Consider the following 24753-nt stretch of genomic DNA (forward strand, 5'->3'; position numbering starts at 1 on the left):
GGCGACCACGTCGCGCCGGCCCCGATCGATCGCCCCCCGACACCCCCGGTACGGACCAATCCGGCCAGGACTTGACGGAATTAGGCATGCCTAACCTAATATCTCCCCCCGTGCTGACCACCGATCCGCCGGCCCCCGCGCCCCCGGCTCCGACCCGCCGCTCGCCGGCCCGGCTCCCGCTGGTGTTCGCCGTCGCGCTCGGCGTGCTCGCGCTGTGCGCCGCGCTGAGCCTCGCGCTCGGCTCCCGCACGATCCCGCTCGCCACCGTCCTCGGCGCCCTGACCGGCAGTGAGCACGGCAGCGACGCGGACGTGGTGACGGGCCTGCGGGTACCGCGCACGCTCATCGGCCTGGCCGTCGGGGCCGCGCTCGGCGTCGCCGGGGCCGTCGCCCAGGGCGTCACCCGCAACCCGCTCGCCTCGCCGGTCACCCTCGGCATCAACGCCGGCGCGAGCTTCGCCGTGGTCGCCGCGATCTACACGTTCGAACTGACCCGCCCCGTCGAGTACGTCTGGTTCGCCTTCGCCGGGGCGGCCCTCGCCGCCGTCGCCGCGTACGCGATGTCGCGCCGCGGCGGGGACCTCGACCCGGTGCGCCTCGCGCTCGGCGGCACCGTGCTCACCGTGGTGCTCACCTCGTGGACGTCCGCGCTGATGCTGGCCAGCCACCGCACCCTGGACGAGGCCCGGTTCTGGCTGGCCGGCTCGGTCGCCGGACGCCAGCTGGACACCCTGCTGCCGGTGCTGCCGTTCCTGGCGCTCGGCCTGCTCGGCGCGTTCGCCGTCGCGCCCTCGCTCAACGCGCTCGCGCTCGGCGACGAGAGCGCCCAGTCGCTCGGCGTGCCGGTGGCCCGGATCCGGGTGCTGGGCGGGACCGCCGTGGTGCTGCTCGCCGGCTCCGCCGTCGCCGTCGCCGGGCCGATCGCGTTCATCGGCCTGGCCGCCCCGCACCTGGTGCGCCCGCTGCTCGGCAACGACCACCGGGCGCTGCTGCCCGGCTGCCTGATCGCCGGTCCGGTGCTGCTGCTCGCCGCCGACGTGCTCGGCCGGCTGGTGGCCCGGCCCTCCGAACTGGAGGTCGGCATCGTGACGGCCTTCCTCGGCGCGCCGCTGCTCGCGGTGCTGGCCCGCAAGGTGGCCCGATGAGCGCCCCGGCCCTGGAGCGGGCCGCGGCGGCCGGCCGCACCGGTACCTCCGTCGCCCGCCGCCGCGCCCGCACCGCCGCCTGGTCCGTGACCGTGGCCGCGCTGCTCGTGCTGCTCACCGGGGTCGCGCTCGGCACCGGGCAGGTCGAGATGACCGCCTGGCAGGCGCTGCGCGCGCTGGCCGGGCTCGGCGATTCCGGCGACGTCCTGGTGGTCCAGGAGTTCCGCGCCCCGCGCGTGGTCTCCGCGCTGATCGCGGGCGCCGGCCTCGCGGTGGCCGGCTCGATGCTCCAGCGGCTGTTCCGCAACCCGCTCGCCTCGCCCGACACCATCGGCGTCACCGGCGGCGCGTCCTTCGGCGCGGTGCTGATGCTCGCCACCGGCGCCTCGCAGGAGCTCATCCCGCTGGCCGCCCTGGGCGGCGGACTGCTGGCGGCCCTGCTGCTCGGCGGCTTCGCCTGGCGCTCCCGGATGGCCGTCACCCGGCTGGTCCTGGTCGGCCTGGCGGTCCAGCAGGGCCTGGCCGCCGCCGTCAATCTGATGATCGTCCGTTTCCCGGCCGAGCTGGCCTCCTCGGCGATGCAGTGGACCACCGGCTCGCTCTACGGCCGCAACTGGACCGAGGTCTGGATCGGCGGCACCGCCGTCGCGGCCGGCGCCGCCGCCGTGGTGCTCTGCCAGCGGCGGGTCGCCGTCCTCGACCTGGGCGACGACTCGGCCGGCGGCCTGGGCCTGAACCCGCGGCGCGACCGCGTCCTGCTGCTCCTGCTCACCATCGCGCTGGCCTCGCTCGCCGCCGCGCTCACCGGGCCGGTCGCGTTCGTCGCGCTCGCCGTGCCGCACCTGGTCCGGATGCTCGCCGGGCCGCCCACCCTCGGCACGCTCGGCCTCACCGCGCTCACCGGCGCCCTGCTGCTGCTCGCCTCCGACCTCCTCGTGCTCCACGTGATCCCCGTCCACGGCCTGCCGGTCGGTGCCGTCACCGCCACGCTCGGCGCGCCCTGGCTCCTGGTGCTGATGATCCGCCAGGGCCGGCTTCCCCAGAGGAGCAGCTGATGACGACCCCCGATCCGGCCATCAACACCACGAACGCCGCCACCGCCACGGCCACCACGGCGGTGGCCGACAGGCCGGCCAACCGGCTCTCCGCCCACGGCCTCGGCCTGCGTTACGGCAACCGGACCGTCGTCGACGGCCTCGACCTCGACCTGCCCGGCAACGCCGTCACCGCCATCGTCGGGCCCAACGCCTGCGGCAAGTCCACCCTGCTGCGCGGCCTCGTGCGGCTGCTCGACCCCGCCGCCGGCACCGTCACCCTGGACGGCTCGGACATCCACCGGATGCCCGCCCGGGCCCTGGCCCGGCGGATGGGCCTGCTCCCCCAGCAGCCCGTCACCCCCGAGGCGGTCACCGTCGAGGCGCTGGTGCGGCTCGGGCGCTTCCCGCACCAGCGGATGCTCACCCCGTGGTCCAAGGCCGACCAGGCCGCCGTCGAGGAGGCGCTGGCCCGCACCGGCATGACCGGGCTGCGCGACCAGCAGGTCGACCGGCTCTCCGGCGGCCAGCGCCAGCGCGCCTGGATCGCGCTCGCGCTCGCCCAGGACACCGATCTGCTGCTGCTCGACGAGCCCACCACCTTCCTCGACCTGCGCCACCAGATCGACGTCCTCGACCTGGTCGACGACCTGCACGCCGAGGCCGGGCGCACGGTCGTCATGGTGCTGCACGACCTCGGCCAGGCCGCCCGGTACGCGGACCACCTGGTGGTCCTCCAGGACGGCCGGCTCGCCGCCGCCGGCGCGCCGGGCGAGATCCTCACCGCCGAGCTGGTGGAGCGCGTCTTCCAGGTGCCCTGCCAGGTGGTTCCCGACCCGGAGACCGGCACGCCGCTGGTCGTGCCGAAGGCCCGGTCGAGACGGGCCGCCGGCCGCGGCTGACGCCGGCCACCGACCGCCGTACCCCCCTTCCGACCCCGCCGCTCCACCGCCCCGCCCCCTTCGCCTGCGGCCGCCCGTCCGCGGGCCGCGCCGACAGCCCGTCCTGCCCTGCTGCCCGCCCTGCCCTGCTGCCCGCCCGCCCTGCCCCGCCCGAGACAAGGAACCCCCCTCATGAACCGCTCCACCCGCGCCCGCAGACTCCCCGTCGCCGTCCTGGCCGTCGCCCTCTCCACCACCCTGCTCGCCGCCTGCGGCAGCGGGGGCGACGCCAAGAGCGGTGACACCGCCGCCAAGCCCGCCGGGGACACCGCCTCCGCCGCCGGTGCGGCCGCCGCCTTCCCGCGCACCGTCACCCACGCGGCCGGCACCGCCGACATCAAGGCCCAGCCCAAGCGCGTCGTGGTCCTGGACAGCGGCGAGCTGGACGACGTCACCCTGCTCGGCATCACCCCGGTCGGCGCGGTCTCCCCGCACATGAAGACCGAGGGCGGCTTCCCGGGCTACCTCAAGGACAAGATCAAGGACACCAAGGACGTCGGCCCGATGAACGAGCCGAACCTGGAGCTGATCGCCTCCCTCAAGCCCGACCTGATCCTCTCCTCGAAGGTCCGGCACGCCAAGGTCTACGACAAGCTCAACGCGATCGCCCCGACCGTGCTCGCCGAGACCACCGGCTTCCCGTGGAAGGAGAACCTCGCCCTCTACGCGCAGGCGCTCGGCAAGGAGGCGGAGGCCAAGAAGGCGCTCGCCGACTACGAGGCCCGCGCCGCCAAGCTCGGCGAGGCGATCAAGGCGAAGAACGGCGGCACCGCGCCGACCGCCTCCGTGGTCCGCTTCGTGGCCGGCCCGACCCGCCTCTACCAGAAGCAGTCGTTCAGCGGCGTCGTGCTGAAGGACGCCGGCCTGGGCCGCCCGGCCTCGCAGGACGTCGACAAGTCGATGCTGGAGGTCAGCGCCGAGCAGATCAACCAGGCCGACGCCGACCTGGTCTTCGTCACCGTCGCCGACGACCCGACCAAGACCAAGCAGAGCGAGGTCCAGAACACCCCGGTCTGGCAGGGCCTGAACGCCGTCAAGAACAACAAGGTGTTCAACGTGCCGGACGAGACCTGGATGTCGGGCATCGGCGTCCAGGCCGCCGACGCCATGCTCGTCGACATCGCCAAGGCCGCGGGCGTCGACGCCCCCCAGTAGGCCCGCGCCACGCCCGGAGGCACCGGGGGGCGGGCCGTGCGGAGCCCGTCCCCCGTCCTCCTGCCCACCACCACGCGGAGAGGACCCGCCCTGCCATGCGCCTCTACCTGCTCGCGCTCAACCCGACCGACTCGGTGACCGACGGGTTCCTCCCGGCCGCCGCCCGGCTCGGGCTCGACGTCACCGTGCTCACCGACCAGCCCGACGCCCACCGCCGCGCGTACGCCCAACTGCCGTACCGGCCCGAGGTGGCGGAGTGCGAGGTGCACGACTTCCGCGAGGTGGTCGGGCTGCTCTCGCGGCTCACCCGGGGGGACGGGACGCCGTTCGCCGTCTTCAGCAACAGCGACCACCTGCAGACCCAGACCGCGCTCGCCGCCGAGTACTTCGGCCTGCCGGCCAAGGACTGGAAGGCCGCCCTGCGGGCCAAGAACAAGGGCCAGCTGCGCCGCCACCTGGCCGCCGCCGGGCTCGACGCCGTCCGCTGCGCCGAACTCGCCCCGGACCAGGACCCGGCCGTGCTGGCGGAGGCGGACCTGCCCTTCCCCGCCGTGCTCAAGCCGCGCGAGGGCGTCGCCAGCGAGGACGTCACGCTGGTCGCCGACGCCGCGGAACTGGTCCGGCGCGCCGAGGAGATCCAGGCACGGCGCCCCGGCGCCGCGCTGGTCGTCGAGGAGTTCCTGGCCGGGGAGCTGTGCACCCTGGAGACCCTCGGCGACGGCCGCCGGCGGCACGTCCTCGGGGGCTTTCGCACCAGGCTCTCCCCGCCACCGGACTTCATCGAGGAGGTCCTGGAGTTCGTCCCCGCGCACCCGCCGGCCGTGGTCGCGCAGGTGCTCGCCCAGCTGGACGCGCTCGGCGTCGGACTCGGCGCCTGCCACACCGAGTTCGTCGTCCAGCCGGACGGCCGGGCCCGGATCGTCGAGGTCAACTACCGCGCCATCGGCGACCAGTGCGACCTCATGCTCGCCGAGATCCTCGGCATCCCGCTGTTCGAGCACATCCTCGCCGTCCACCTCGGCCGGGAACTGCCCGCCGACCTCGGCGAACGCTGCGCCGCCACCACCATGCGGGCCCGCAACGAGGCGGTCTGCGCCGACCGGGCCGGGACGCTCACCGCCGCGCCCGGGCCGTACGACGAGCCGGCCGGCGAGCGGGCCGACGGCGAGCGGGCCGACGGCGTGCGGGCCGACGGCGTGCGGCTCGCCTACCGGCCGCTGCGCGCCGTCGGCGAACGGCACGAGCACTACCGCACCAACCGGGACTACCTGGGCGTGATCTGGGCGGTCGGCCCCGAGCAGGCCGCCGTCGACGCCGCCGTGGCCCGCTTCACGGCCGCCAACCGCTGGGAGATCACCCCGTGAGCGCCCCCGCCGCCTCCGCCTCCGCCTCGCCCGCCGTCTCCTCCGCCGACGCCCTCGCGCTGCGGGTGCTGTCCGCGCTGCTGCGCGAGGACGTGCTCGGCCTGCGCACCCGTGCCACCCTGGAGCAACGGACGGACGGGGCCTGGCTGGTGGCCGCCGGACAGCGGATCGCCGTCCCCGTCGCCGCCGACGGCTTCCAGAGCGAGCACGCCGCCCGGCTCCCGCTCGTCGAGCTCGACGGCTGCCGCACCGGCGACCTGGACACCGTCCTCACCGCCCTCGCCGCCCTCGCCGACGCCGAGGACCGGCCCGGCTGGGCGGCGTTCGCCGAGGAGTGCCGCCGGACCCTCGACGCCATGGAACTGCACGAACGGGTCCGCGACGAGGTGCACACCGCGCTCACCGACCTCTACGGCGCCGACCCGGCCCGCTGGACCGGCCCCGCCGCCGCCCTCGGCCACGACACCCTGGCCGCCTACCTCGACCACCCGGTCTACCCCACCGCGCGCGGCCGCGCCGGCCTCGACGAGCGGCAACTGCGCGCCCACGCACCGGAGTTCCACCCGGCCTTCGAGCTGCGCTGGCTCGCCCTGCCGGCCGGCACGCTCACCCGGCACGGCGAGCGCCCGCTGCCCCGCTGGTGGCCCACCCAGAGCTGGCTGGGCCTCGACCTGCCCGGCGGCGACCGGGCCTGGGAGACCCTGCCGGTCCACCCGCTCACCGTCGGCCCCGCGCTGGACGAGGCGCTGCGCGCCACCGGCCTCGACGGACGGGCCGTACTCGCCGAACGCCCCTACCTCACCGTCGTCCCCACCCTGTCGATGCGCACCGTCGCCGTCGCCGAGGACCCGGCCCACCATCTGAAGCTCCCGCTCGCCACCGCCACCCTCGGCCGGCTCAACCGCCGCACCATCAAGCCCGGCACGCTGCGCGACGGCGCCGCCGGGCAGCGGCTGTTCGAGGCCGTGCTGGCGCGCGAGCCCCGCTTCGCCGGGCGGATCCTGCACGCCGACGAGCAGACCTGGGCACACGCCGGGCACGAGCTGCTGGCCGTGCTGCTGCGCCGCCAACCGGCCGGGCTGGAGCGGTCCGTGACCGTCCCGCTCGCCGCCCTGCTCGCCCCGGCGCCCCGCGCGGGCACCCCCGGGAGCGGGGCCGGGGCCGGGACCGGGACCGGGACCGGGGGCGGGACCGGGGGCGGTGGGCGCCTGGTCGTCGACCATCTCGCCGACCGCTTCTACGACGGCGACCCGGCCGCCCTCTACGACGCCCTGCTGGAGCTGCTGCTCGACTGGCAGACCACCCTCTTCGGGTACGGCGTCGCCCTGGAGTCCCACCAGCAGAACACCTCGCTCGTCCTCGACGAGGACGGCGGACCGCGCCTGCTCTTCAAGGACGACGACGGCCCGCGCGTCCACACCGGCCGCCTCGCCGCCGCCCTCGGCGACCTCGCGCCCGCCGGGGACGAGTTCGACGACGCCCGGATCTTCGCCGACGACGACCGGCCGCTCACCGACCTGTTCGCCACCATCACCGGCCACCTGTGCACCGGCGCCCTGGCGTTCGGCCTCGCCGCCCACGGCCGGGCCGGACTCGACGAGCTGCTGGCACTGCTGCGCAAGCGGCTCACCGAGGCCGTCGAGCGGACCGGGCCGGCCGCGGAGCCGCTGCGCGCCGCGCTGCTCGACGCCGAACGGCTGCCGGTCAAGGCGATGGTCACCGCCGGCACCCTGCTCAGCAAGCAGCGCTCGGGCGCCGCCGACATCAACAAGCACTACACCGACGGACCCAACTATCTGCTTCCGCAGAAGACTTCCGAGCCGGCGGGCAGCGGTCGGTGACGGTCGACGCGCCGCCCGCGGCCGGGCTCCCCGGCACCGCCCGCCCCGGCGGGCTCGGCCGCCGCCAGGTGCACGCCGTCGCCGCGTGCTACTTCGTCGCCTCCTTCGCCGCCCTCGGCCTGCCGCCCTACCTGACCGCGATCCTGCCCGGACTCGGCGACCCGGACGGCAGCTGGGCGGGCCTCCTCTACATCGTGCCGACCGTGTTCAGCGCCCTCGGCGCCCCGCTCTGGGGGCGGCTCGCCGACCGCTTCGGGCGCAAACGGCTGCTGCTGCGCGCCCAACTCGGCCTCACCGTCTCCTTCCTGCTGGCCGGCGCCGCCGACTCGCTGACCGCGTTCACCCTCGCCCTGGTCCTCCAGGGCTTCCTCGGCGGCACCTTCGCCGCCACCACCGGCTACCTGGCCGCCGCCCTCGACGGCGCGCGGCTGTCCCGGGCGCTCACCCTGATGCAGGGCAGCGCGCGGGCCTCGCTGGTGGCGGCGCCGATCCTGGTCGGCGCGCTGTCGCCGTGGATCGACCCGCACCGGCAGTACCTGCTGATGGCCGTCCTGCCGCTGACCGCCGCCGGCTTCCTCGCGCTGCTGCCGGAGCCGGGCCGGCCGCCTGCCCTCGCCGCGCCCGGGGCCTCCCGCACCGACGAGGCATGCCGGGAGACCGAGGACGGCGGGGCCCCGCGCCGGGCACCGCTGCGCGTCCTCTACGCCTTCGAGTTCGCCTTCGTCTTCGCCACCGTCATCTCCTTCCCCTACCTGATCTCGCTCGCCGAGCAGCGTCTGCCCGGCGTCTCCGGCACCACCACCGGCGTGCTGTTCGCCCTGCCCCACCTGTGCTACCTGGCGTTCGCCGCCCGCACCCACACCGTCTTCCTGCGCCGCCCGCACACCGGCCTGGCCCTCGGCTTCGTCCTCGTCGCCCTCGGCCTCGCCGGACACGCCGTGGCCGGCACGCTGGCCGCCTTCGCCGCCGTCCGGCTGCTGCTCGGCGCCGGACTCACCCTCGGCCTGGTCTGCCTCGCGGTGCTGGCCGCCGAGGCCGCCCGCGGCCGGGCGCCCGGGCGGATGTTCGGCACCCTCGAATTCGTCTCCAAGGGCGGCGCCGTCGCCGCCGGCGCCGTCGCCGCGCTGGCCAACGGCCGGTTCGGCGCCGCCTCCCCCGTGCTGGCCGGCGCCGCCGCCGCACTCCTGGCCGCCCTCGCGGCCACCGCGTTCACCTCCCCCGTCCGCCAGCGTTGGAGCCACCCATGACGCACCGACTGCCCACCGCCGACCATGTGGTGGCCCACACCCTGGTCAACTGCCTACTGCGCGAGGTGTCCGCGCCCGAGCACCAGACCGCCGTCACCGACGGCCGGCTGCTGATCCGCCTGCCCCGGCGCGGCGCCCTGCTCCGGGTCGCCCTGCGCCGCACCTCGCTGCTCGGCGCGCACCGCTTCACCGGCCCGGTCGAGGAGGAACACCCCGACGGCTGGCGCGAGTTGGACTGGCACGCACTCGCCCGGCACGTCCAGGGCGAACTGGAACTGCGCGGCGGCACCGTCAACGAGGAGTTCCTCGGCCAGCTCGCCTCCAGCCACACCGCCGTCACCGCCGCCCTGGCCGCCCGCCCGGCACCCGGCCCCGACCGCTACCTGGAGTCCGAGCAGGCGCTGCTGTTCGGGCACCGCTTCCATCCCGCGCCCAAGTCCCGCTCCGCCGAGCGCGGCGACTGGCGCGACTACGCGCCCGAGGCCCGCGCCGCCTTCCCGCTGCGCCACCTCGCCGTGCGGCGGGAACTGGTCGCCGAGTCCGCCGCCGACCCCGCCGCGACCGCGCTGCTCGACCGGCTCGGCCCCGTCCCCGACGGCTACCGGCTGCTGCCCGCCCACCCGTGGCAGTACGGGCTGATCGGCGACCACCCCCTGCTGAGGGGCGCCCTGGAGCGCGGCGACATCCTCGACCTCGGCCCCGGCGGCGCCCCGTTCACCGCCACCGCCTCGGTGCGGACCCTGTACGGCGCGGGCGCGTTCCTCAAGTTCAGCCTGAACGTGCGGATCACCAACTGCCTGCGCAAGAACGCCGCTTACGAGCTGGCCGGCGCCGTCGCCCTCACCCGGCTGCTCGCCCCGGTGCTGGCCGACCTCGCCGAGCGGTTCCCGGACGCGGCCGTGCTGCGCGAGCCGGCCTTCCGCACCCTCACCGTGCCCGGCGCCGACGGGCGGCCCGACCGGGCGCTGTACGAGGGGTTCGGGCTGATCGTCCGCGAGGGGCTCGGCGGCGCGCTGCGCCCCGGCGTCACCCCGCTGCTGGCCGCCGCCGTCGCCGACGAGTACCCGACCAGCTCGGCGCACGTCTCCCGGCTGCTGCCCGACCCGGCGGACCCAGCGCGGGCGCTCGACTGGTGGACGGCCTATCTGCGGCTGCTGCTCCCGCCGGTGCTGGCCGCCTACTTCGACCACGGCGTGGTGCTGGAGCCGCACCTGCAGAACGTGCTGATCGGCGTGGACGCCGACGGGTGGCCCGCGCAGGTGCTGTTCCGCGACCTGGAGGGGACCAAGCTCCTCCCCGAGCGGCACGCGGCGACGCTCGCCGCGCTGCCGGCCGAGGTGGCGGGGCCGATGGCGTACGACGCCGAGCGGGGCTGGGACCGGGTGGTGTACTGCCTGCTGGTCAACCATGTCGCCGAATTGCTGGCCGCACTCGCCGATCTGCACCCGGCGGCGGAGGGGGCGCTCTGGGAGGCGGTGCGCCGGGTCCTGGCCGAGTACGCCGCCGCGCACGGCTGCCCGCCCCGGCTGCGCGCGCTGCTGGCGGGCGTACCGCTGCCCGGCAAGGCCAACCTGCTCACCCGCTGGGAGCGCAAGGCCGACCGCGCGGCCGGCTACGTCCGGCTCGCCTCGCCGCTGGCGCGCTCCGTCCTGGCCGAGGCGGCGCACGCCCGGCCCGTCACCGCCGGAAGGACCCGATGACCGCCACCGCCACCGCCGCCACCACCGCTGTTCCGGCCACCGAGGCCGTCCGCCGCCGGGTCGCGGGCCTGGCACCGGAGCAACTGCCCGCCTACGTCTACGACCTGGCCGCGCTGCGGGCGCACGCCTCGGCCGTGCGGGCCGCCCTGCCGGAGCGCGTCGAGCTGTACTACGCCGCCAAGGCCAATCCCGAGACACCGGTACTGACCGCGCTGCGTGACGCCGTGGACGGCTACGAGGTGTCCAGCGGCGGGGAGTTGGCCCATGTGCGGGCGGCGGTCCCGGGCGCACCGCTGGCCTTCGGCGGGCCGGGCAAGACGCCCGCCGAGATCGCCGCCGCCGTCGACGCCGGCGTGCACCGCTGGCACGTGGAGAGCGAGCAGGAGCTGCACCGGCTCGCCGCCGTCCTGGCCGAGCGGCCGGACGCGTCGGTGGACGTGCTGCTGCGGGTCAACCTGCCGGTCGGCGCGGGCACGCTGGACTCGGTGGCGCTGGCGATGGGCGGGCGCCCGACGCCGTTCGGGCTGGACCCGGACCGGGCCGAGGCCGCCGTCCGGCTGCTCACCGAGCCGGTCGGCCCGCTGGGCGCGGTCCGGCCGCGACTGCGGCTGCGCGGCGTGCACGCCCACCTGGCGAGCGGGCTGGCGGCGGCCGAGCAACTGGCGCTCGCCGAGCGGATCGTCGGCTGGTCGGTCCGGCTGGCGGAGCGGCACGCGTTCCGGCTGGACGAGGTCAACGTGGGAGGCGGCATGGCCGTCGACTACGGCGACCCGGCGGCCCGCTTCGACTGGACGGCGTTCGGCGAGGGCCTCGGCAGGCTGCTGGACCGCTACCCGAGGCCGGCCCTGCGGATCGAGCCCGGGCGGGCGCTCACCGCGTACTGCGGCTGGTACGCCACGGAGGTGCTGGACGTGAAGCGCAGCCACGGCGAGGACTTCGCGGTCGTCCGCGGCGGCACCCACCATCTGCGCACCCCGGCCACCCGGGGCCACAGCCAGCCGTTCGACACCCTGCCGGTCGCCGCCTGGCCGCACCCCTGGACGCGCCCGGCGGTGACCACCGGCCGCGCCACCCTGACCGGCCAGCTCTGCACCCCGAAGGACGTCCTCGCCCACGCCGCCCCGGCGGCGGCCGGCCTGCGCACGGGCGACCGGGTGCTGTTCGGCATGGCCGGGGCGTACGCGTTCAACATCTCGCACCATGACTTCCTCATGCATCCCCGCCCGGGCTTCCACTACCTCGACGACTGACAGCTGACAATTGACAGATTTCAGCTGACAGATTTTGAAATCTGTCAGCTGTTATCTGTCATCTGAAATCTGTCAGCTGTCATTTGTCAGCGGCCCCGCCCCCCTGGGCCCGCCCCCGGCCCCGCTCCCCCGCCCCGCCGCACGCCGACTCCGCACTGACGTGCGAAAGTGGTAGCCGGCGAAGGGAGCGGGCACGTGCTGATGGAGAAGGTGGCGGAGATCATCGCCGAGGCCTCGGCCGAGGTGGTGGAGCCCCGGTTCCGGGCGCTGGCGGCCGGCGAGGTGATGGAGAAGGCGCCCGGCGAGGTGGTCACCGTCGCCGACCGGGAGGCCGAGGTGATCATCGCCCGCCGACTGCGCGAGCTGCTGCCCGTCCCGGTGGTGGGCGAGGAGGCCGTCGCCGCCGACCCGGCGCTCGCCCGGGCACTGCACGCGGAACCCGCCGCCTGGCTCGTCGACCCCGTCGACGGCACCTCCAACTTCATCGCCGGCCGCCCCGAGTACGCCGTCATGGTCTCCCTGGTGCGCGACGGCCGGACGGTCGCCGCCTGGATCCGGCACCCCGTCACCGCCACCACCTACACCGCCGAACTCGGCGCGGGCGCCTGGCGCGACGGCCACCGCCTCACCCGCACCCCTGCCGGCGCCGACCCGGCCAAGTGGCGCGGCTCGGTGAAGAGCCGCTTCCTCGACCCGTCCCGCCGACGCCTGCTGGAGACCAACACCACCGCCTTCGGCGAGATGACCCCGGGCCGCCACGCCGCCGGCGTCGAGTACCCGGACATCGCCGAGGGCGCCATGGACTTCATGCTCTACTGGCGCACCCTCCCCTGGGACCACGCGCCCGGCTCCCTGCTGGTCACCGAGGCCGGCGGCCGCTCCGCCCGCCTCGACGGCACCCCGTACCGCCCCGAGGCCCCCGGCGGCGAGGACGGCCTGCTGGTCGCCGCCGACCCGGCCACCTGGGAGCGCTGCCGCGAGATCCTCCTCTCGCCGTAGCAGCCGTAGCGGCCGTGGCGGCCCTGGCAGCCACGGAAACCCGGGAGCGCGGAAGCGGGGCGGGACCCTACACTTCCCGATCATGAATTCACGGCAACCGGCCGCGCTGGCCCTCGGCGCACTCCTGCTGACCGCGCTCGCGGCCTGCACCTCCGCACCCGGCCCCGGCCCCGGCTCCGCGGCCTCCGCCCCGCCCCTGCCGGGCGAGGAGCCGGCGGAGTCGCCGAGCCCGCCCGTGGCGGTGCGGACGCTGACCTCGCCGGAGGTGCAGAGCGGCTGGTGGGGCTGGGCGGTGTCGGTCGAGACGGAGCTCAGCCCGGTGCTCGACACGACCGGCCGACGGTGCGCCGAGCACCAGCGGGAGGGCATCTGGTACCTGGCCGGCACCACCGGCGGGGAGGTCGTCGAGCGGACCTGCACCGTCCCGGTCGGCCTCCCGCTGCTGTTCCCGCTGGTCACGACGTTCGGCGAAGCCTCCGACTGCCAGGACTTCATGGACACCGCCAAGGGCTCCGCCACACTGGACGGCGCCCCGCTGGCCGCCGAGCCGCTCGGGGCGACCCGGATCCAGCTGAACGGCACCCCCGGCAACCCCTTCGGCGAGCGGATCGGCAACACCTGGTCCTGCGGCCTGTGGGTGCGGCTGGACCCGCTGACGCCCGGCGACCACGAGCTGACGATCCGGGGCGAGTCCGCCGCGTTCGACTTCTCCACCGGGGTGGACTACCACCTGCGGGTCGCCGTGCCCACCCCCACCGGAGCCGTCTGAGTCCGGAATCCCCGGCCCCGGTCCCGGTCCGGGGTCCCGGCCCGGGCTACCGCGCCGCGCTCCACGCCTCCCGGCCGGCCCGGACGACCTCGCCGAGCAGGCCGGCGACCTCCTCGGCGGTGGTGTGCGGATTGAGCAGGGTGAGCTTGAGCCGCACCCGCCCCGGTCCCGCGCCGGGCAGTTCGGTGCGCCCGACCACGGCGCGGCCGCCGCGCAGCAGCGCGCGGCGCAGCTCCGCGTTGACCCGGTCCACGGCCCCCTCGTCCGGGGCGTCCGCCGGGCGGTAGCGGAACAGCAGCGCGGTCAGCACGGGTTCGGCGTGCAGTTCGAGCTCCGGCTCGGCACGGACGGCGTCGGCGGCGGCGCGGGCGAGATCGTGGCAGGCGTCGACGAGCCGGCCGAGTCCGGCGCGGCCGAGGGTGCGCAGGGTGACGGCGAGTTTGAAGGCGTCCGGGCGCCGGGTGGTGCGCAGAGAGAGGCCCAGCAGGCTCGGGTAGCCGGCCTCTTCGTCGTCGGCCGGGTTGAGGTAGGCGGCGCGGCGGGCGAGCGAGACGTAGGTCTCGGCGCGGCGCACCAGGAAGACCCCGGCGGCGGCGGGCTGCCAGCCCAGTTTGTGCCAGTCCAGCGAGACGGAGTCGGCGCGTTCGATGCCGGCGAGCAGCGGGGCGAGCCGGTCGGACAGCAGCGCGCCGCCGCCGTACGCGGCGTCGACGTGCAGCCAGGCGTTGTAGCGGGCGGCGAGGTCGGCGGCGACGGGCAGCGGGTCGACGGCGCCGGTGTCGGTGGTGCCGGCGGTGGCGACGACGGCGACGGGGGTGGCGCCGGCCCAGCTCGCCTCGGCCAGGGCGCGTTCGAGGGCGGCGGGGTCCATCCGCAGCTCGCGGTCGACGTCGACGGGGACGACGGCCCGTTCGCCGAGGCCGAGCAGCGCGGCCGCGCGCTGGACGGAGAAGTGCGCGGCCCGGGAGGCGAAGACCAGGGGCCGGGTGCCGGCGGGCAGGCCGAGCAGGCCGTCGAGTTCGACGATGCCGTCGAGCTTCTGGTCGCGGGCGAGCATCAGGCCCATGAGGTTGGACTCGGTGCCGCCGGAGGTGATGACGCCGGCGGAGCGGGCCGGGTCGTAGCCGACCAGGCCGGCGAGTTCGGCGAGCAGCGCGCTCTCCAGCGCGGTCGCGGCGGGGGCCTGGTCCCAGGAGTCCTGGGAGGGGTTGAGGGCGCTGACGGCGAGGTCGGCGGCGGCGGCGACGGCGAGCGGCGGGCAGTGCAGGTGGGCGGCGCAGTAGGGGTCGGCGGGGTCGGCGGCGCCGTTTGCGAGGATTTCGGTGAGGCGGGCGAGGGCCTCGGGGCCGTGCGCGGCGGTGAGCGCGTCGGCGGTGCGGGCGGCGAGGTCGGCGGGGCGGCCGGTGGGCAGCGGGCCGCCGCGCCGGGTGGCGCCGGTCTCCAGCGCGTCGAGGACGGTGGCGAGCAGCGGGCCGAGCGCGGCGGGCCCGCCGAGGCCGCCGGAGAGCGCGTCGAGCAGCGGCCCGTCGTCCACGCCGCCGCCGTCCATACCGTCCATACCGTCCCCGCCGTCCGCGCTCATGCCGGCACCCCCGGTTCCGGAGCGGCGCCCGGGGCCGAGGCGGCCGCGATGGCGTCGGCGAGCCGGTCGAGCACCGCGGCGGCCTGCTCATCGGTGACGGTGAGCGGGGGCAGCAGCCGCAGCACGGCGTCGTGCCGCCCGCCGAGTTCCACGATCAGGCCGCGCGCCAGGCACGCCTCCCGGACCCGGACGGCGAGTTCGGGGGCGGCCGGCCGCGCCCCGCAGGCGTCGGGTTCGGCCGCCGGGTCGACGAGTTCCACGCCGATCATCAGCCCGCGTCCGCGCACGTCGCCGATCACCGGCAGTTCCCCGGCCAGCGCCCGCAGCCGTTCGGTCATCCGCGCGCCGACCACCGCGGCCCGTTCGGCGAGCCCGTGGGCGGCGACGTACCGCAGGGTGGCGGCGCCGGCCGCCATGGCGAGCGTGTTGCCGCGGAAGGTGCCGGTGTGCGCACCGGGCCGCCAGCCGTCGTACTCCTCGCGGTAGACGACGACGGCGAGCGGCAGGCTGCCGCCGATCGCCTTGGAGAGCACCATCGCGTCGGGCACGATGCCGCTGTGCTCGACCGCCCACATCGCGCCGGTGCGGCCGACGCCGGTCTGCACCTCGTCGACGATCAGCGGGATGCGGCGGGCGGCGGTGATCCGGCGCATCGCGCGCAGCCAGTCGTCGGGGGCGGGGACGACACCGCCCTCGCCCTGGACGGCCTCCAGGACCATCGCGGCGGGCGGCACCACGCCGCCGGACGGGTCGTCGAGCAGCCGCTCGACGTAGGTGGCGGACAGGTCGGCGCCCGCCGGCCCGCCGACCCCGAACGGGCAGCGGTAGCCGTAGGGGTAGGGCAGCCGGACCACGTCGCCGCCGCCGGGCAGCGGCTCCTTGACGGCGACGTTGCCGGTGAGCGCGAGGGCGCCGGCGGTCATCCCGTGGTAGGCGCCGGTGAAGGCGAGGGCGCCGGAGCGGCCGGTGGCGGTCTGCATCAGCTTGAGGGCGGCCTCGACGGCGTCCGTCCCGGCGGGGCCGCAGAAGTGCACGCGCGCGCCGTCGGCGAAGGCGGGCGGCAGGCTCTCGAACAGCGCGGTGGTGAAGTCGTCCTTCTCGGCGGTGGCGAGGTCGAGCAGGTGGAGCGGGGCGCCGCTGTCGAGGGTGCGGCGGATCGCCTCCAGGACGACGGGGTGGTTGTGGCCGAGGGCGAGGGTGCCGGCGCCGGAGAGGCAGTCGAGGTAGCGGCGGCCGTCGGCGCCCTCGACGGTCATGCCGTTGGCGCGCACCGGGACGATCGGGAACGAGCGCGCGTAGGTGCGGGCGGCGGACTCCCGGACGCGCTGGCGCCGCAGTACGGCGGCGCCCGGGGCCGCGGCGGCCGGGGCGGGGGCTGGCACGGGGACGGTCGGACCGGTGGCGGGATCAGCGGCGAGCGTCAAGGCGGACTCCCAAGAATTTAGGTGAGCCTAACCTTACTTCTCCGGTCCGTCCGGATCCGCCCCGGGCCGCCAGAACCACCCGCGCGGGTGACAGCGGGCCCGTTTCCCCAACGAGCGAACCGCCCGGAGGTCACGGCCCGGGCGACTCATCGCACGCTACTCTCACCGCATGCCGACCACCCCACCCGCCCCGCACCTCGGCCCCCACGGCTCCGGGCGTCCCGACGACGCCGCGCACGGCACACACGACTCCTACGCCGCCGAACTCGCCCGCACCCGCGAGTTCTTCGCCGTCCGCGCCGCCGGCTGGGACGCCAAGTTCCCCGACGACGGCCCGCGCTACGCCGCCGCCGTCGCCGAACTCGCCCTGCTCCCGGGTGACTCGGTGCTCGACGCGGGCTGCGGCACCGGCCGCGCCCTGCCGCCGCTGCGCGCGGCCGTCGGCCCGTCCGGCCGGGTGCTCGGCGCCGACGTGACCCCGGAGATGCTGCACGAGGCCGCCGCCCGCCACCCCGGCGCCGCCGACCTGCTGCTCGCCGACTGCGCCCGGCTCCCGCTGCCCGACGCCGCGCTGGACGCCGTCTTCGCCGCCGGCCTGCTCTCCCACCTGCCCGACCCGGCCCGTGCCCTCGGCGAACTCGCCCGGGTGGCACGCCCCGGCGCCCGGCTCGCCCTGTTCCACCCCGTCGGCCGCGCCGCGCTCGCCGCCCGCCACGGCCGCGCCGTCACCCCGGACGACCTGCGGGCCGAACCCCGCCTGCGCCCCCTGCTCGCCGCCGCCGGCTGGCGGCTCATCTCCTTCACGGACGTCGACGACCGCTACCTCGCCCTCGCCGAACACTCCCCGGCCGGCGGGTGACCCACCCGCGGGTGACCCGCCGGCGGACGACCCACCCGCCGACGACCCACCCGCAGACGACCCGCCCCCGGGTGAACCGACCCGGGGGCCGAGCGGCCGCGCGGCCGGCCGGGGAGCGCCGTGACGGACGGACCGTCAGGTGATCGAGCCCTGCCGGGTGTACATGCCCCAGACGTTGTCGTCGAAGTAGGGGGTGTCGATCTCCAGGCCGTCGTGCGCCCTGGTGACCCCGTTGACCGCCGTCTGCAGGGTGTTCGGATCCACCCACAGCCACGGTCCGCCACTGGAGCCGGGGCCCAGGGTCCGGCAGGGCAGCTCCAAGAGGATGGGGAAGAGGATCAGCCGCTCCAGGGTCCCGGCACAACTCACCTGGCTGGTGCCGTCGTCGATGTGCCCCGGGTACCCGATGGCGGTCACGAAGGTCTCCTCACGCCGGTTCACCACCAGACCGTTGCCGCCGGTCGCGTCGACCACCTTCCGCCCGTCGGCGTTGGGGTTGAGGGTGACCATCGCGACGTCCCACTCGGGGGCGTCCGACTCGTCCAGCCAGTTGTTGAACACCCTGGCCTGCTTCCAGCTGAACGTCCCGTACGGGTGCGGGAGGGCGCCGTTGTAGGCGGGCACGTAGATCCAGTCGGTCTTGAACCACTTCGCCTCGCCGCCGTTCATCCGGCTGCCCTTGCCCGCGACACAGTGCGCCGCCGTGATCACCATCATCTTCGAGGGGCTGTTGAGGGCGCTGGCCGTGCAGGTCTTGTTCACCAGCTCGACCGTGTCGAAGTAGAACACCCGCCCCACCGTCCGGTCGACCGACCGGTTGGCCGTGAGGCGGGCGGCCGCGGCGTCGACCTCGGCCCGGTCCCGCGCGTCGCCACCGGCGGCCTTCGTCTCCTCGGCGACGGTGGCCGCCATCCGCTCCGGCGTCCAGTACGCGCGGGCCGCCGCGTCGTCCGCCGCGCTCGCCTCCGAGGCCGACGTGCCGGCGGTCCGGTCGGGCCCGGGCGCCGCCGCGTCGGCGGTGCCGACCGTCCCCAGTCCCAGGGCGAGCGCCAGCGCGGCGCCGCAAAGGCTCCTCAGCAACTTCACTTCGGTCCCCACTTCCGTGTCCGTCGGGCGGCCGGGTGACCGCCGTCACGACAGCGTGCCACCGGGCCCGGGCGCTTCGCCTGAGTACGGGTACTCAGGCGACGCACGCGAACTGGCTTGGGAAGCCGGGGCGTTCACCTGTTCAGCCGGTACCGCGACCGTTCCCGCCGCCCGTCCAGCGGTAGCACAGCTCGGGCCGTCCGACGGTGCCGTACTGGGGCTCGCGGACGGCGAGCCCGGAGTCGACCAGGTGCTCCAGGTAGCGGCGGGCGGTGATCCGCGAGACCCCGGCCGCCGTGCCCGCCGCGGCGGCGGACAGGCCGGTGCGGGCCGCGCGCAGCACACCGGCGACGGTGTCCAGCGTCGGCGCGCACAACCCCTTGGGCAGGGCGGTGCGTTCGGGCGCGCGCAGCAGCGCGAGCGCCTGGTCGACCTCGTCCTGCCCGGTGGCCGGCCCGGTGCGGGCGAGGGTGTCCCGGTAGCGGGCGTAGCGTTCCAGGCGGTCATGCAGCGCCGCGGCGGCGAACGGTTTCAGCAGGTACTGGACGACGCCCGCGGAGACGGCCTGGCGGACCATCGCGAGGTCGCGGGCGGAGGTGACGGCGATGACGTCGACGGGGTGCCCGGCGGTGCGCAGGGTGCCGCAGAGCTGGAGGCCGTGGCCGTCGGGCAGGTAGAGGTCGAGCAGCAGCAGGTCGACGGGGCGCCCGGCGGCGCGCTCGCGCTCCAGGAAGCGCAGCGCCTGTGCGCAGCCGTGCACGGTGCCGGCGGTGCGGAAGCCCGGTTCGCGGTCGACGTAGAGGGCGTGGGCGGCGGCGGCCACCGGGTCGTCCTCGACGACCAGGACGGAGATCGCGGGGCGCGGCGGCCCGTCCGGCGCGCCGCTCACGGGGCCACCACCAGGCTGCCGTGACCGTGCCCGCGCTCCCGAGCGCTCTCGGTGCCCTCCGCGCGCTCCGGCCGGGCGAGCGGCAGGCGGACGGTGAGGACGGCGCCGCGGTCCCGGCCGACCTCGACGGTGCCGCCGTTACGCCGGGCGGCCTGCGCGACCAGGGCGAGGCCGAGTCCGCGCCCGCCGCCCCGGCCGTCCTCCTTGGTGCTCCAGCCGCGCCGGAACACGTCGTCGACCGCGCCGGGGGCGATGCCGGCGCCGGTGTCGGCGACCCGCAGCAGCAGGTGCTCGCCGTCGATCCGGGCGGTGACGGTGACCTCCGGCGGCTCGGGGCTCTCAGCCGCGCCGGCGATGGCGGCGTCCACGGCGTTGTCGATCAGGTTGCCGAGCACGGTGATCAGGTCGCGCGCGCACAGGTGCGGCGGCAGCACCCCGTCGTCGATGGAGCTGTCCGGGGTGAGCGTCAACTCCACGCCCCGCTCGGCCGCCTGGGCGGCCTTGCCGAGCAGCAGGGCCGCCAGCACGGGCTCGCCGACGGCGGCCACCACCCGGTCGGTGAGCCGCTGGGCGAGGGCGAGTTCGGCGGTGGCGAACTCCACCGCCTCGCGGTGGCGGCCGAGTTCGATCAGCGAGACGACGGCGTGCAGCCGGTTGGCGGCCTCGTGCGTCTGCGCGCCGAGTGCCTCGGTGAAGCCGCGCACCGAGTCCAACTCACCGCTCAATGACTGGAGTTCGGTGTGGTCACGAAGGGTGAGGACGCGGCCGAGGCCGGTGCCGATGGTGGAGGTGTTGAGCACCACCACCCGCTCGGCCGTCAGGTGCACCTCGTCGCGGACCGGGCCGGCCCCCGAGACGGCGGCCACCAGCGCCGCCGGCAGGCCCAGCTCCGCGACCGGTCGGCCCTCCACCGGCCCTTCCAGGGCGAGGAGTTCACGCGCGGCGTCGTTGCAGAGCACCACCCGGTGGTCGCGGTCGAGCAGCACCAGCCCCTCCCGGACGGCGTGCAGGGTGGCCTGGTGGTACTCGTAGAGGTGGCTGAGCTCGGCCGGCCCCATGCCGTGGGTGTGCCGCCGCAGCCGGGAGTTGGCGAGGTAGGTGCCGATCCCGCCGACGGCCAGCGCGGCCGCCGCGACGCCGGCCAGGGCGAGCAGCGGGCCGCGCAGCTGCGCGGAGATGGACTGCACCGTGATGCCCGCGCTGACCAGGGCGACCACCCGGCGCCGCTCGTCCAGCACCGGGGTGACCACCCGCACCGACGGGCCGAGCGTGCCGGTGTACGTCTCGCTGCGGGTCTCGCCGGCCAGCGCCCAGTCGGTGTGGCCGAGGAAGGTGCGCCCGATCTGCTCGGGCAGCGGGTGGGTCCAGCGGACGCCGCCGGTGTCCATCACGGTGACGAAGGAGACGCCGGTGTCGACCCGCACCCGCTCGGCGTACGGCTGGAGCACGCCCGTCGGGTCGGGCGCGGCGACGGCGTCGCGGACGGCCGGGGAGTCGGCGACGGCGCGGGCGACGGCGGTGACCTGGCGGCGGGCGGCGTCCTCGGCGCGGTCGGCGGTGAACAGGTACGCGAGCACCGCCCCGCCGGCCACCACGGCGGCGACGATGACCACCTGGACGACGAAGAGCTGTCCGGCCAGGCTGCGCACCAGCCGGCGCGGCGGAGGGAGGGTTCGCGCGGACATGCCTGTCAGTGTGCACCACGGCCGCGGCGGGCCGACCCGCCCGTGCTGCCCGTGGTGCGCGCGCTCTGCCCGTGGTGCATTGGGCGTCCCGGCGCGGAGCGGGCTTCCCGGCGTTCCGGTGCCCCCGTGAACTCTATGAACGCAAACGTGACCCGCGTCACGCCGGCCCCGCATAGTCGGAGCGGCCCACCACCCGGGGCCGCCAGGAAGCCGTACGGCCGCGCACCCCCACGCAGGCGCGCCGCACGGCACAGCACGGCGAAGGAGCCGCGGATGTCGATCACCGGAAAAGCAGCGGGGGCGGGCGCGAGAGCGAAGGACCGCACCCACTACCTCTACCTCGCCGTGATCGCGGCGGTCGTCGCGGGCGTCGTGGTGGGGCTGGCCGCACCGGGGTTCGCGGTGGAGCTGAAGCCGGTCGGCACGGGCTTCGTCAACCTCATCAAGATGATGATCAGCCCGGTCATCTTCTGCACCATCGTGCTCGGCATCGGCTCGGTGACCAAGGCCGCCAAGGTCGGCCGGGTCGGCGGCCTGGCGCTCGGCTACTTCCTGACCATGTCGACCGTCGCCCTCGCCATCGGCCTGCTGGTCGGCAACCTGCTGGAGCCCGGCGGCGGCCTCCACCTGACCGCCGCGCTCGCCAAGTCCGGCCACGCCCAGGCCGCCGCCGGCGGCGCGCAGTCCACCACCGACTTCCTGCTCGGCATGATCCCGACCTCCCTGCTCTCCGCCCTCACCGAGGGCAAGGTGCTGCAGACCCTGCTGGTCGCGCTGCTGGTCGGCTTCGCCCTGCAGGCGATGGGCCCGGCCGGAGCGCCCGTGCTGCGCGGCGTCGAGCACGTGCAGCGGCTGGTCTTCCGGGTGATGGCGATGATCATGTGGGTGGCGCCGGTCGGCGCCTTCGGGGCGATGGCGGCGGTGGTCGGCGCCACCGGCACCGCCGCGCTGAAGAGCCTCGCCGTCATCATGGTCGGCTTCTACCTGACCTGCGCGCTGTTCGTGGTCGTGGTGCTCGGCACCCTGCTGCGCCTGGTCGCGGGCGTCAACATCCTCACCCTGCTGCGCTACCTGGGCCGCGAGTTCCTGCTGATCCTCTCCACCTCCTCCTCGGAGAGCGCGCTGCCCCGGCTGATCGCCAAGATGGAGCACCTGGGCGTCAGCCGCCCGGTGGTCGGCATCACCGTCCCGACCGGCTACAGCTTCAACCTGGACGGGACCGCGATCTACCTCACGATGGCCTCGATCTTCATCTCGGAGGCGCTGGACAAGCCGATGTCGGTGGGCGAGCAGCTGTCGCTGCTGGTCTTCATGGTGATCGCCAGCAAGGGCGCGGCCGGGGTCACCGGCGCCGGGCTCGCGACGCTGGCGGGCGGGCTGCAGTCGCACAAGCCGGCGCTGGTGGACGGCGTCGGGCTGATCGTGGGCATCGACCGGTTCATGTCCGAGGCCCGGGCGCTGACCAACTTCGCGGGCAACGCGGTCGCCACCGTGCTGATCGGCCAGTGGACCGGGGAGTTCGACCGCGAGCGGGCCCGGCAGGTGCTGACCGGCGCGGCGCCGTTCGACGAGCGGACGCTGCTGGACGCCGACGGCCACGGCGCCCCCGCACCCGCCGGCGGGGAGGCCCCGGCGCCCGGGACCACCGTCCCGGGACCGGTGCCGGCGGCCGCCGCCTGAGCCACCCCGGCCACCCCGGCCGATCCACCCCCTGACTCCCCCGGTCCGGCGCCCCGCCCAACCCCCCGGAAAAGGCGCCGGACCGGGGGTTCCGCGTTCCCCGGCCCCGCCGTCCGCGCCCTCCGCGCGCTCAGACCTCCTCGGACCCGCTGAGTGCCCAGCTCAGGCCGGTCGCCGGGTCCTCCAGGGCGAGGTGCAGATGCCGCAGCCGGTCCGCCGGGTCGTCCCAGGTGAAGCAGCGCATCCTCGCGACCAGCGCGCCCACCTCCACCCGGAGCGCCGGCCCGGGCCGCCCGGCGCCCGCCCCGGCCATCGCCGCCAGCACCCGCCACAGCGCCAGCCGCCCGTGCGCCGCGCCGTGCGCCCGGTCCGCGACGCCCGCCTGCACCAGCGCCGGCCAGGCGAGCACGAACGGCAGGTACCCACCGGTGACCAACCGTCCGGGCGCCAGCCGCGCGGCGGCGTGCGGCGCCGTGCCCCGCACGCAGACCGCCCGCGCCCAGCCGGCCAGCTCGGCGAGCGCCCGGGTGGCCGGCTGCCCGGGCAGCCGCGCGCCGGGCTCGGGCAGCTCCACCGGGGCCAGGCCCTCGCGGCTGGCCGGCAGCGTCAGCAGCGCGCTGCGCGACCCGCCGTCGCGCAGGTACTCCCGCACCGCCGCGCCGCCCTCGCCCCGGCCGGGTGCCTCCCACGGCTCCAGCAGCAGCGGGACGCCCTCCCGGTCGGGCTCGGCGTCCCGGGAGAGGTCCTCGCCGAGCAGCACCCGGGTCTGCGCGACCAGCCGCCGCACCGGGGGCGGGCCGAGCAGCGGGGCGAGCCGCCGCCAGGAGTGCCGGGTCGCCAGCACCTCCCAGAGCGGTCCGGCGTCGTGGTCGGCGACGTCGGCGGCGGTGCCCGGGCCGCCGTCCGGATCGAACAGCCGGGCGGCCACCTCGGGCGGCGCGGCGTAGGCGATCAGATGGCCGAGCGGGGCGGTCGCGGCGGCGGCCCGGCTGTGCGCGGGAGCGCCCGGCGCGCCGAATGCGACGGCCGCGGCGCGGGCCTGCCGGTAGGCGCCCAGCAGTTCGGTCCAGCGGCCCTGGTCCGCCAGCGAGCGGAGCCGGTGCTCCTCGTGCGTGATCACGATTTTCAGCGTACGGGCGGGAGGCGCCCAGAGCTGACAGGCCGTCAATTCGGTGCGTCGGAACAGGCCCCGGAGCCGGGCCCGGGCCCGCTGTCGACCCGGGTGCCGACCCCCGTCCCGTCGGCCGTCCCGCGCTCCCGTTCGAGCACGGTCCGCAGCCGTTCCAGCGCCCGCCGCCGGGTGAGGGCCAGGGTGGAGCGGTGCACGCCGAGCAGGGCCGCCGCCTCCTCCAGGCCGTACCCGTCGAGGTCGACCAGCAGCACGGCGCGGGCCTGTTTGGCCGTCAGGCAGCCCAGCAGCCGCACGACCTCCCAGTGCGCCTGCAGCTCGGCCTGCCCGCCGGCCTCGCCGCCGAGCGCCTCGACGTCCTCCAGCGCCTCGAAGGGCACCAGCCGGCGGCGGTCCCGGCGCCACTCGTCGCGCACCACGTTGACCATCGCGGTGAACGCGTAGGCGTAGGGCCGGGGGTGGCCGAGGAAACGGGCGGGCCGCCGGGCGATGCGCAGATACGCCTCGTGGACGACGTCCCCCGCGCCGAACGGATTTCCGAGCAGGCGCGCGGCCGCCCGGTGGAGCCTGGGCAGCAATTCCGTGAACACCCGGTCGAATTCCTCGGAATCGGTCCCGGATCCGATCCCGGGCCCTGATCGGATCCCGGGCCCGCTCCCGGATTCGGCCCTGGAATCGACCCTGGATTCGTTCCCGGGTTGCACCGCGCCGGCCCCGCGGCGGTGCTCCCGGCCCTCTTCGCCCCGACAACCCGGCACACTCGCCATGCCGCCCCCTCGGAAATCGGCACCCCGCGACCCGGGGCGGCCGTGGCGCTTTTCCCGCCACGGTTCGCCGTCCTCCTGCCCGCTGCGAATCCCGGTAATGCGTCGGCGCCGCCGAACAGGGGGGAAACGGATCGACCGCCACTTCGACCAGCTCGTGCCGGCCCTGGGCGGGCACTGGAGAGCGTGACCCTCATACCTGGGTAGTAC

General features: G+C 76.1%; 20 protein-coding genes. 13 read left to right on the plus strand and 7 right to left on the minus strand.

Going from position 1 to position 24753, the window contains the following annotated elements; genetic code table 11:
• The first annotated feature begins 110 nt into the window (after positions 1-110).
• The 11 genes from ABTX81_RS10210 to ABTX81_RS10260 all read left to right on the plus strand — a co-directional run bounded on the left by ABTX81_RS10210 (position 111) and on the right by ABTX81_RS10260 (position 13445).
• Entirely contained in the window at positions 111-1145 is a 1035-nt protein-coding gene (locus tag ABTX81_RS10210; protein WP_502892736.1) for a FecCD family ABC transporter permease, read from the plus strand.
• A complete protein-coding gene (locus tag ABTX81_RS10215; protein ID WP_350542784.1) occupies positions 1142-2200 on the plus strand; it encodes a FecCD family ABC transporter permease in 1059 nt (352 codons plus the stop codon). Before ABTX81_RS10210 ends, ABTX81_RS10215 begins: the two co-directional genes overlap by 4 nt.
• Entirely contained in the window at positions 2200-3081 is an 882-nt protein-coding gene (locus ABTX81_RS10220) for an ABC transporter ATP-binding protein (protein WP_350542785.1), read from the plus strand. The genes ABTX81_RS10215 and ABTX81_RS10220 overlap by 1 nt, the downstream gene beginning before the upstream one ends.
• Before the next feature lie 171 nt (positions 3082-3252).
• Positions 3253-4275 (plus strand): ABC transporter substrate-binding protein, encoded by a 1023-nt coding sequence (locus ABTX81_RS10225; protein WP_350542786.1) that lies wholly within the window; start codon positions 3253-3255, stop codon positions 4273-4275.
• A 95-nt stretch (positions 4276-4370) separates the two neighbouring features.
• Entirely contained in the window at positions 4371-5639 is a 1269-nt protein-coding gene (locus ABTX81_RS10230) for an ATP-grasp domain-containing protein (protein ID WP_350542787.1), read from the plus strand.
• Positions 5636-7480, plus strand: a complete 1845-nt coding sequence (locus ABTX81_RS10235) for an IucA/IucC family protein (RefSeq protein WP_350542788.1) — start codon at positions 5636-5638, stop codon at positions 7478-7480. Before ABTX81_RS10230 ends, ABTX81_RS10235 begins: the two co-directional genes overlap by 4 nt.
• On the plus strand, positions 7477-8727 hold the full coding sequence (locus ABTX81_RS10240) for an MFS transporter (RefSeq protein ID WP_350542789.1): 1251 nt from the start codon (positions 7477-7479) through the stop codon (positions 8725-8727). Before ABTX81_RS10235 ends, ABTX81_RS10240 begins: the two co-directional genes overlap by 4 nt.
• Positions 8724-10427 (plus strand): IucA/IucC family protein, encoded by a 1704-nt coding sequence (locus ABTX81_RS10245; protein WP_350542790.1) that lies wholly within the window; start codon positions 8724-8726, stop codon positions 10425-10427. Before ABTX81_RS10240 ends, ABTX81_RS10245 begins: the two co-directional genes overlap by 4 nt.
• Complete coding sequence (locus ABTX81_RS10250) at positions 10424-11677, plus strand: type III PLP-dependent enzyme (protein ID WP_350542791.1); 1254 nt, start codon at positions 10424-10426, stop codon at positions 11675-11677. Before ABTX81_RS10245 ends, ABTX81_RS10250 begins: the two co-directional genes overlap by 4 nt.
• A 201-nt stretch (positions 11678-11878) precedes the next feature.
• Positions 11879-12676 (plus strand): inositol monophosphatase family protein, encoded by a 798-nt coding sequence (locus ABTX81_RS10255; protein WP_350542832.1) that lies wholly within the window; start codon positions 11879-11881, stop codon positions 12674-12676.
• Positions 12677-12758: 82 nt separating this feature from the next.
• The gene (locus ABTX81_RS10260; RefSeq protein WP_350542792.1) at positions 12759-13445 is read left to right on the plus strand and encodes a signal protein; all 687 of its coding nucleotides are present in this window, start codon (positions 12759-12761) and stop codon (positions 13443-13445) included.
• Positions 13446-13491: 46 nt separating this feature from the next.
• Here the strand turns inward: ABTX81_RS10260 and ABTX81_RS10265 are convergent, their stop codons facing one another.
• The gene (locus ABTX81_RS10265; RefSeq protein WP_350542793.1) at positions 13492-15027 is read right to left on the minus strand and encodes a pyridoxal phosphate-dependent decarboxylase family protein; all 1536 of its coding nucleotides are present in this window, start codon (positions 15025-15027) and stop codon (positions 13492-13494) included.
• A complete protein-coding gene (locus ABTX81_RS10270; protein WP_502892737.1) occupies positions 15024-16451 on the minus strand; it encodes a diaminobutyrate--2-oxoglutarate transaminase family protein in 1428 nt (475 codons plus the stop codon). The genes ABTX81_RS10265 and ABTX81_RS10270 overlap by 4 nt, the downstream gene beginning before the upstream one ends.
• A 169-nt stretch (positions 16452-16620) precedes the next feature.
• Between ABTX81_RS10270 and ABTX81_RS10275 the strand changes: the two genes are divergently transcribed.
• Entirely contained in the window at positions 16621-17310 is a 690-nt protein-coding gene (locus ABTX81_RS10275) for a class I SAM-dependent methyltransferase (protein WP_350542794.1), read from the plus strand.
• A 135-nt stretch (positions 17311-17445) separates the two neighbouring features.
• On the opposite strand, the gene ABTX81_RS10280 is transcribed toward ABTX81_RS10275, so the two are convergent.
• From ABTX81_RS10280 to ABTX81_RS10290, 3 genes are all read right to left on the minus strand, one after another.
• On the minus strand, positions 17446-18396 hold the full coding sequence (locus ABTX81_RS10280) for a trypsin-like serine peptidase (RefSeq protein WP_350542795.1): 951 nt from the start codon (positions 18394-18396) through the stop codon (positions 17446-17448).
• A 142-nt stretch (positions 18397-18538) separates the two neighbouring features.
• Positions 18539-19285, minus strand: coding sequence for a response regulator (locus ABTX81_RS10285; RefSeq protein WP_350542796.1), 747 nt, complete (start codon positions 19283-19285; stop codon positions 18539-18541).
• Positions 19282-20970 (minus strand): sensor histidine kinase, encoded by a 1689-nt coding sequence (locus ABTX81_RS10290; RefSeq protein WP_350542797.1) that lies wholly within the window; start codon positions 20968-20970, stop codon positions 19282-19284. Before ABTX81_RS10290 ends, ABTX81_RS10285 begins: the two co-directional genes overlap by 4 nt.
• Positions 20971-21243: 273 nt before the next feature.
• Between ABTX81_RS10290 and ABTX81_RS10295 the strand changes: the two genes are divergently transcribed.
• On the plus strand, positions 21244-22650 hold the full coding sequence (locus tag ABTX81_RS10295; RefSeq protein WP_350542798.1) for a cation:dicarboxylate symporter family transporter: 1407 nt from the start codon (positions 21244-21246) through the stop codon (positions 22648-22650).
• A gap of 130 nt (positions 22651-22780) precedes the next feature.
• On the opposite strand, the gene ABTX81_RS10300 is transcribed toward ABTX81_RS10295, so the two are convergent.
• On the minus strand, positions 22781-23770 hold the full coding sequence (locus ABTX81_RS10300; protein WP_350542799.1) for a hypothetical protein: 990 nt from the start codon (positions 23768-23770) through the stop codon (positions 22781-22783).
• A 44-nt stretch (positions 23771-23814) separates the two neighbouring features.
• Entirely contained in the window at positions 23815-24369 is a 555-nt protein-coding gene (locus tag ABTX81_RS10305; protein WP_350542800.1) for an RNA polymerase sigma factor, read from the minus strand.
• Positions 24370-24753: the final 384 nt, after the last annotated feature.

The organism is Kitasatospora sp. NPDC097605 (genome assembly GCF_040302725.1).
Taxonomy (GTDB): Bacteria; Actinomycetota; Actinomycetes; order Streptomycetales; family Streptomycetaceae; genus Kitasatospora.

Coding starts and splice junctions, on each gene's coding strand:
- ABTX81_RS10220 (WP_350542785.1), top strand. CDS start 2,200: ATGACGACCCCCGATCCGGCCATCAACACCACGAACGCCGCCACCGCC.
- ABTX81_RS10275 (WP_350542794.1), top strand. CDS start 16,621: ATGCCGACCACCCCACCCGCCCCGCACCTCGGCCCCCACGGCTCCGGG.
- ABTX81_RS10265 (WP_350542793.1), bottom strand. CDS start 15,027: ATGAGCGCGGACGGCGGGGACGGTATGGACGGTATGGACGGCGGCGGC.
- ABTX81_RS10230 (WP_350542787.1), top strand. CDS start 4,371: ATGCGCCTCTACCTGCTCGCGCTCAACCCGACCGACTCGGTGACCGAC.
- ABTX81_RS10215 (WP_350542784.1), top strand. CDS start 1,142: ATGAGCGCCCCGGCCCTGGAGCGGGCCGCGGCGGCCGGCCGCACCGGT.
- ABTX81_RS10295 (WP_350542798.1), top strand. CDS start 21,244: ATGTCGATCACCGGAAAAGCAGCGGGGGCGGGCGCGAGAGCGAAGGAC.
- ABTX81_RS10255 (WP_350542832.1), top strand. CDS start 11,879: ATGGAGAAGGTGGCGGAGATCATCGCCGAGGCCTCGGCCGAGGTGGTG.
- ABTX81_RS10245 (WP_350542790.1), top strand. CDS start 8,724: ATGACGCACCGACTGCCCACCGCCGACCATGTGGTGGCCCACACCCTG.
- ABTX81_RS10260 (WP_350542792.1), top strand. CDS start 12,759: ATGAATTCACGGCAACCGGCCGCGCTGGCCCTCGGCGCACTCCTGCTG.
- ABTX81_RS10290 (WP_350542797.1), bottom strand. CDS start 20,970: ATGTCCGCGCGAACCCTCCCTCCGCCGCGCCGGCTGGTGCGCAGCCTG.
- ABTX81_RS10250 (WP_350542791.1), top strand. CDS start 10,424: ATGACCGCCACCGCCACCGCCGCCACCACCGCTGTTCCGGCCACCGAG.
- ABTX81_RS10225 (WP_350542786.1), top strand. CDS start 3,253: ATGAACCGCTCCACCCGCGCCCGCAGACTCCCCGTCGCCGTCCTGGCC.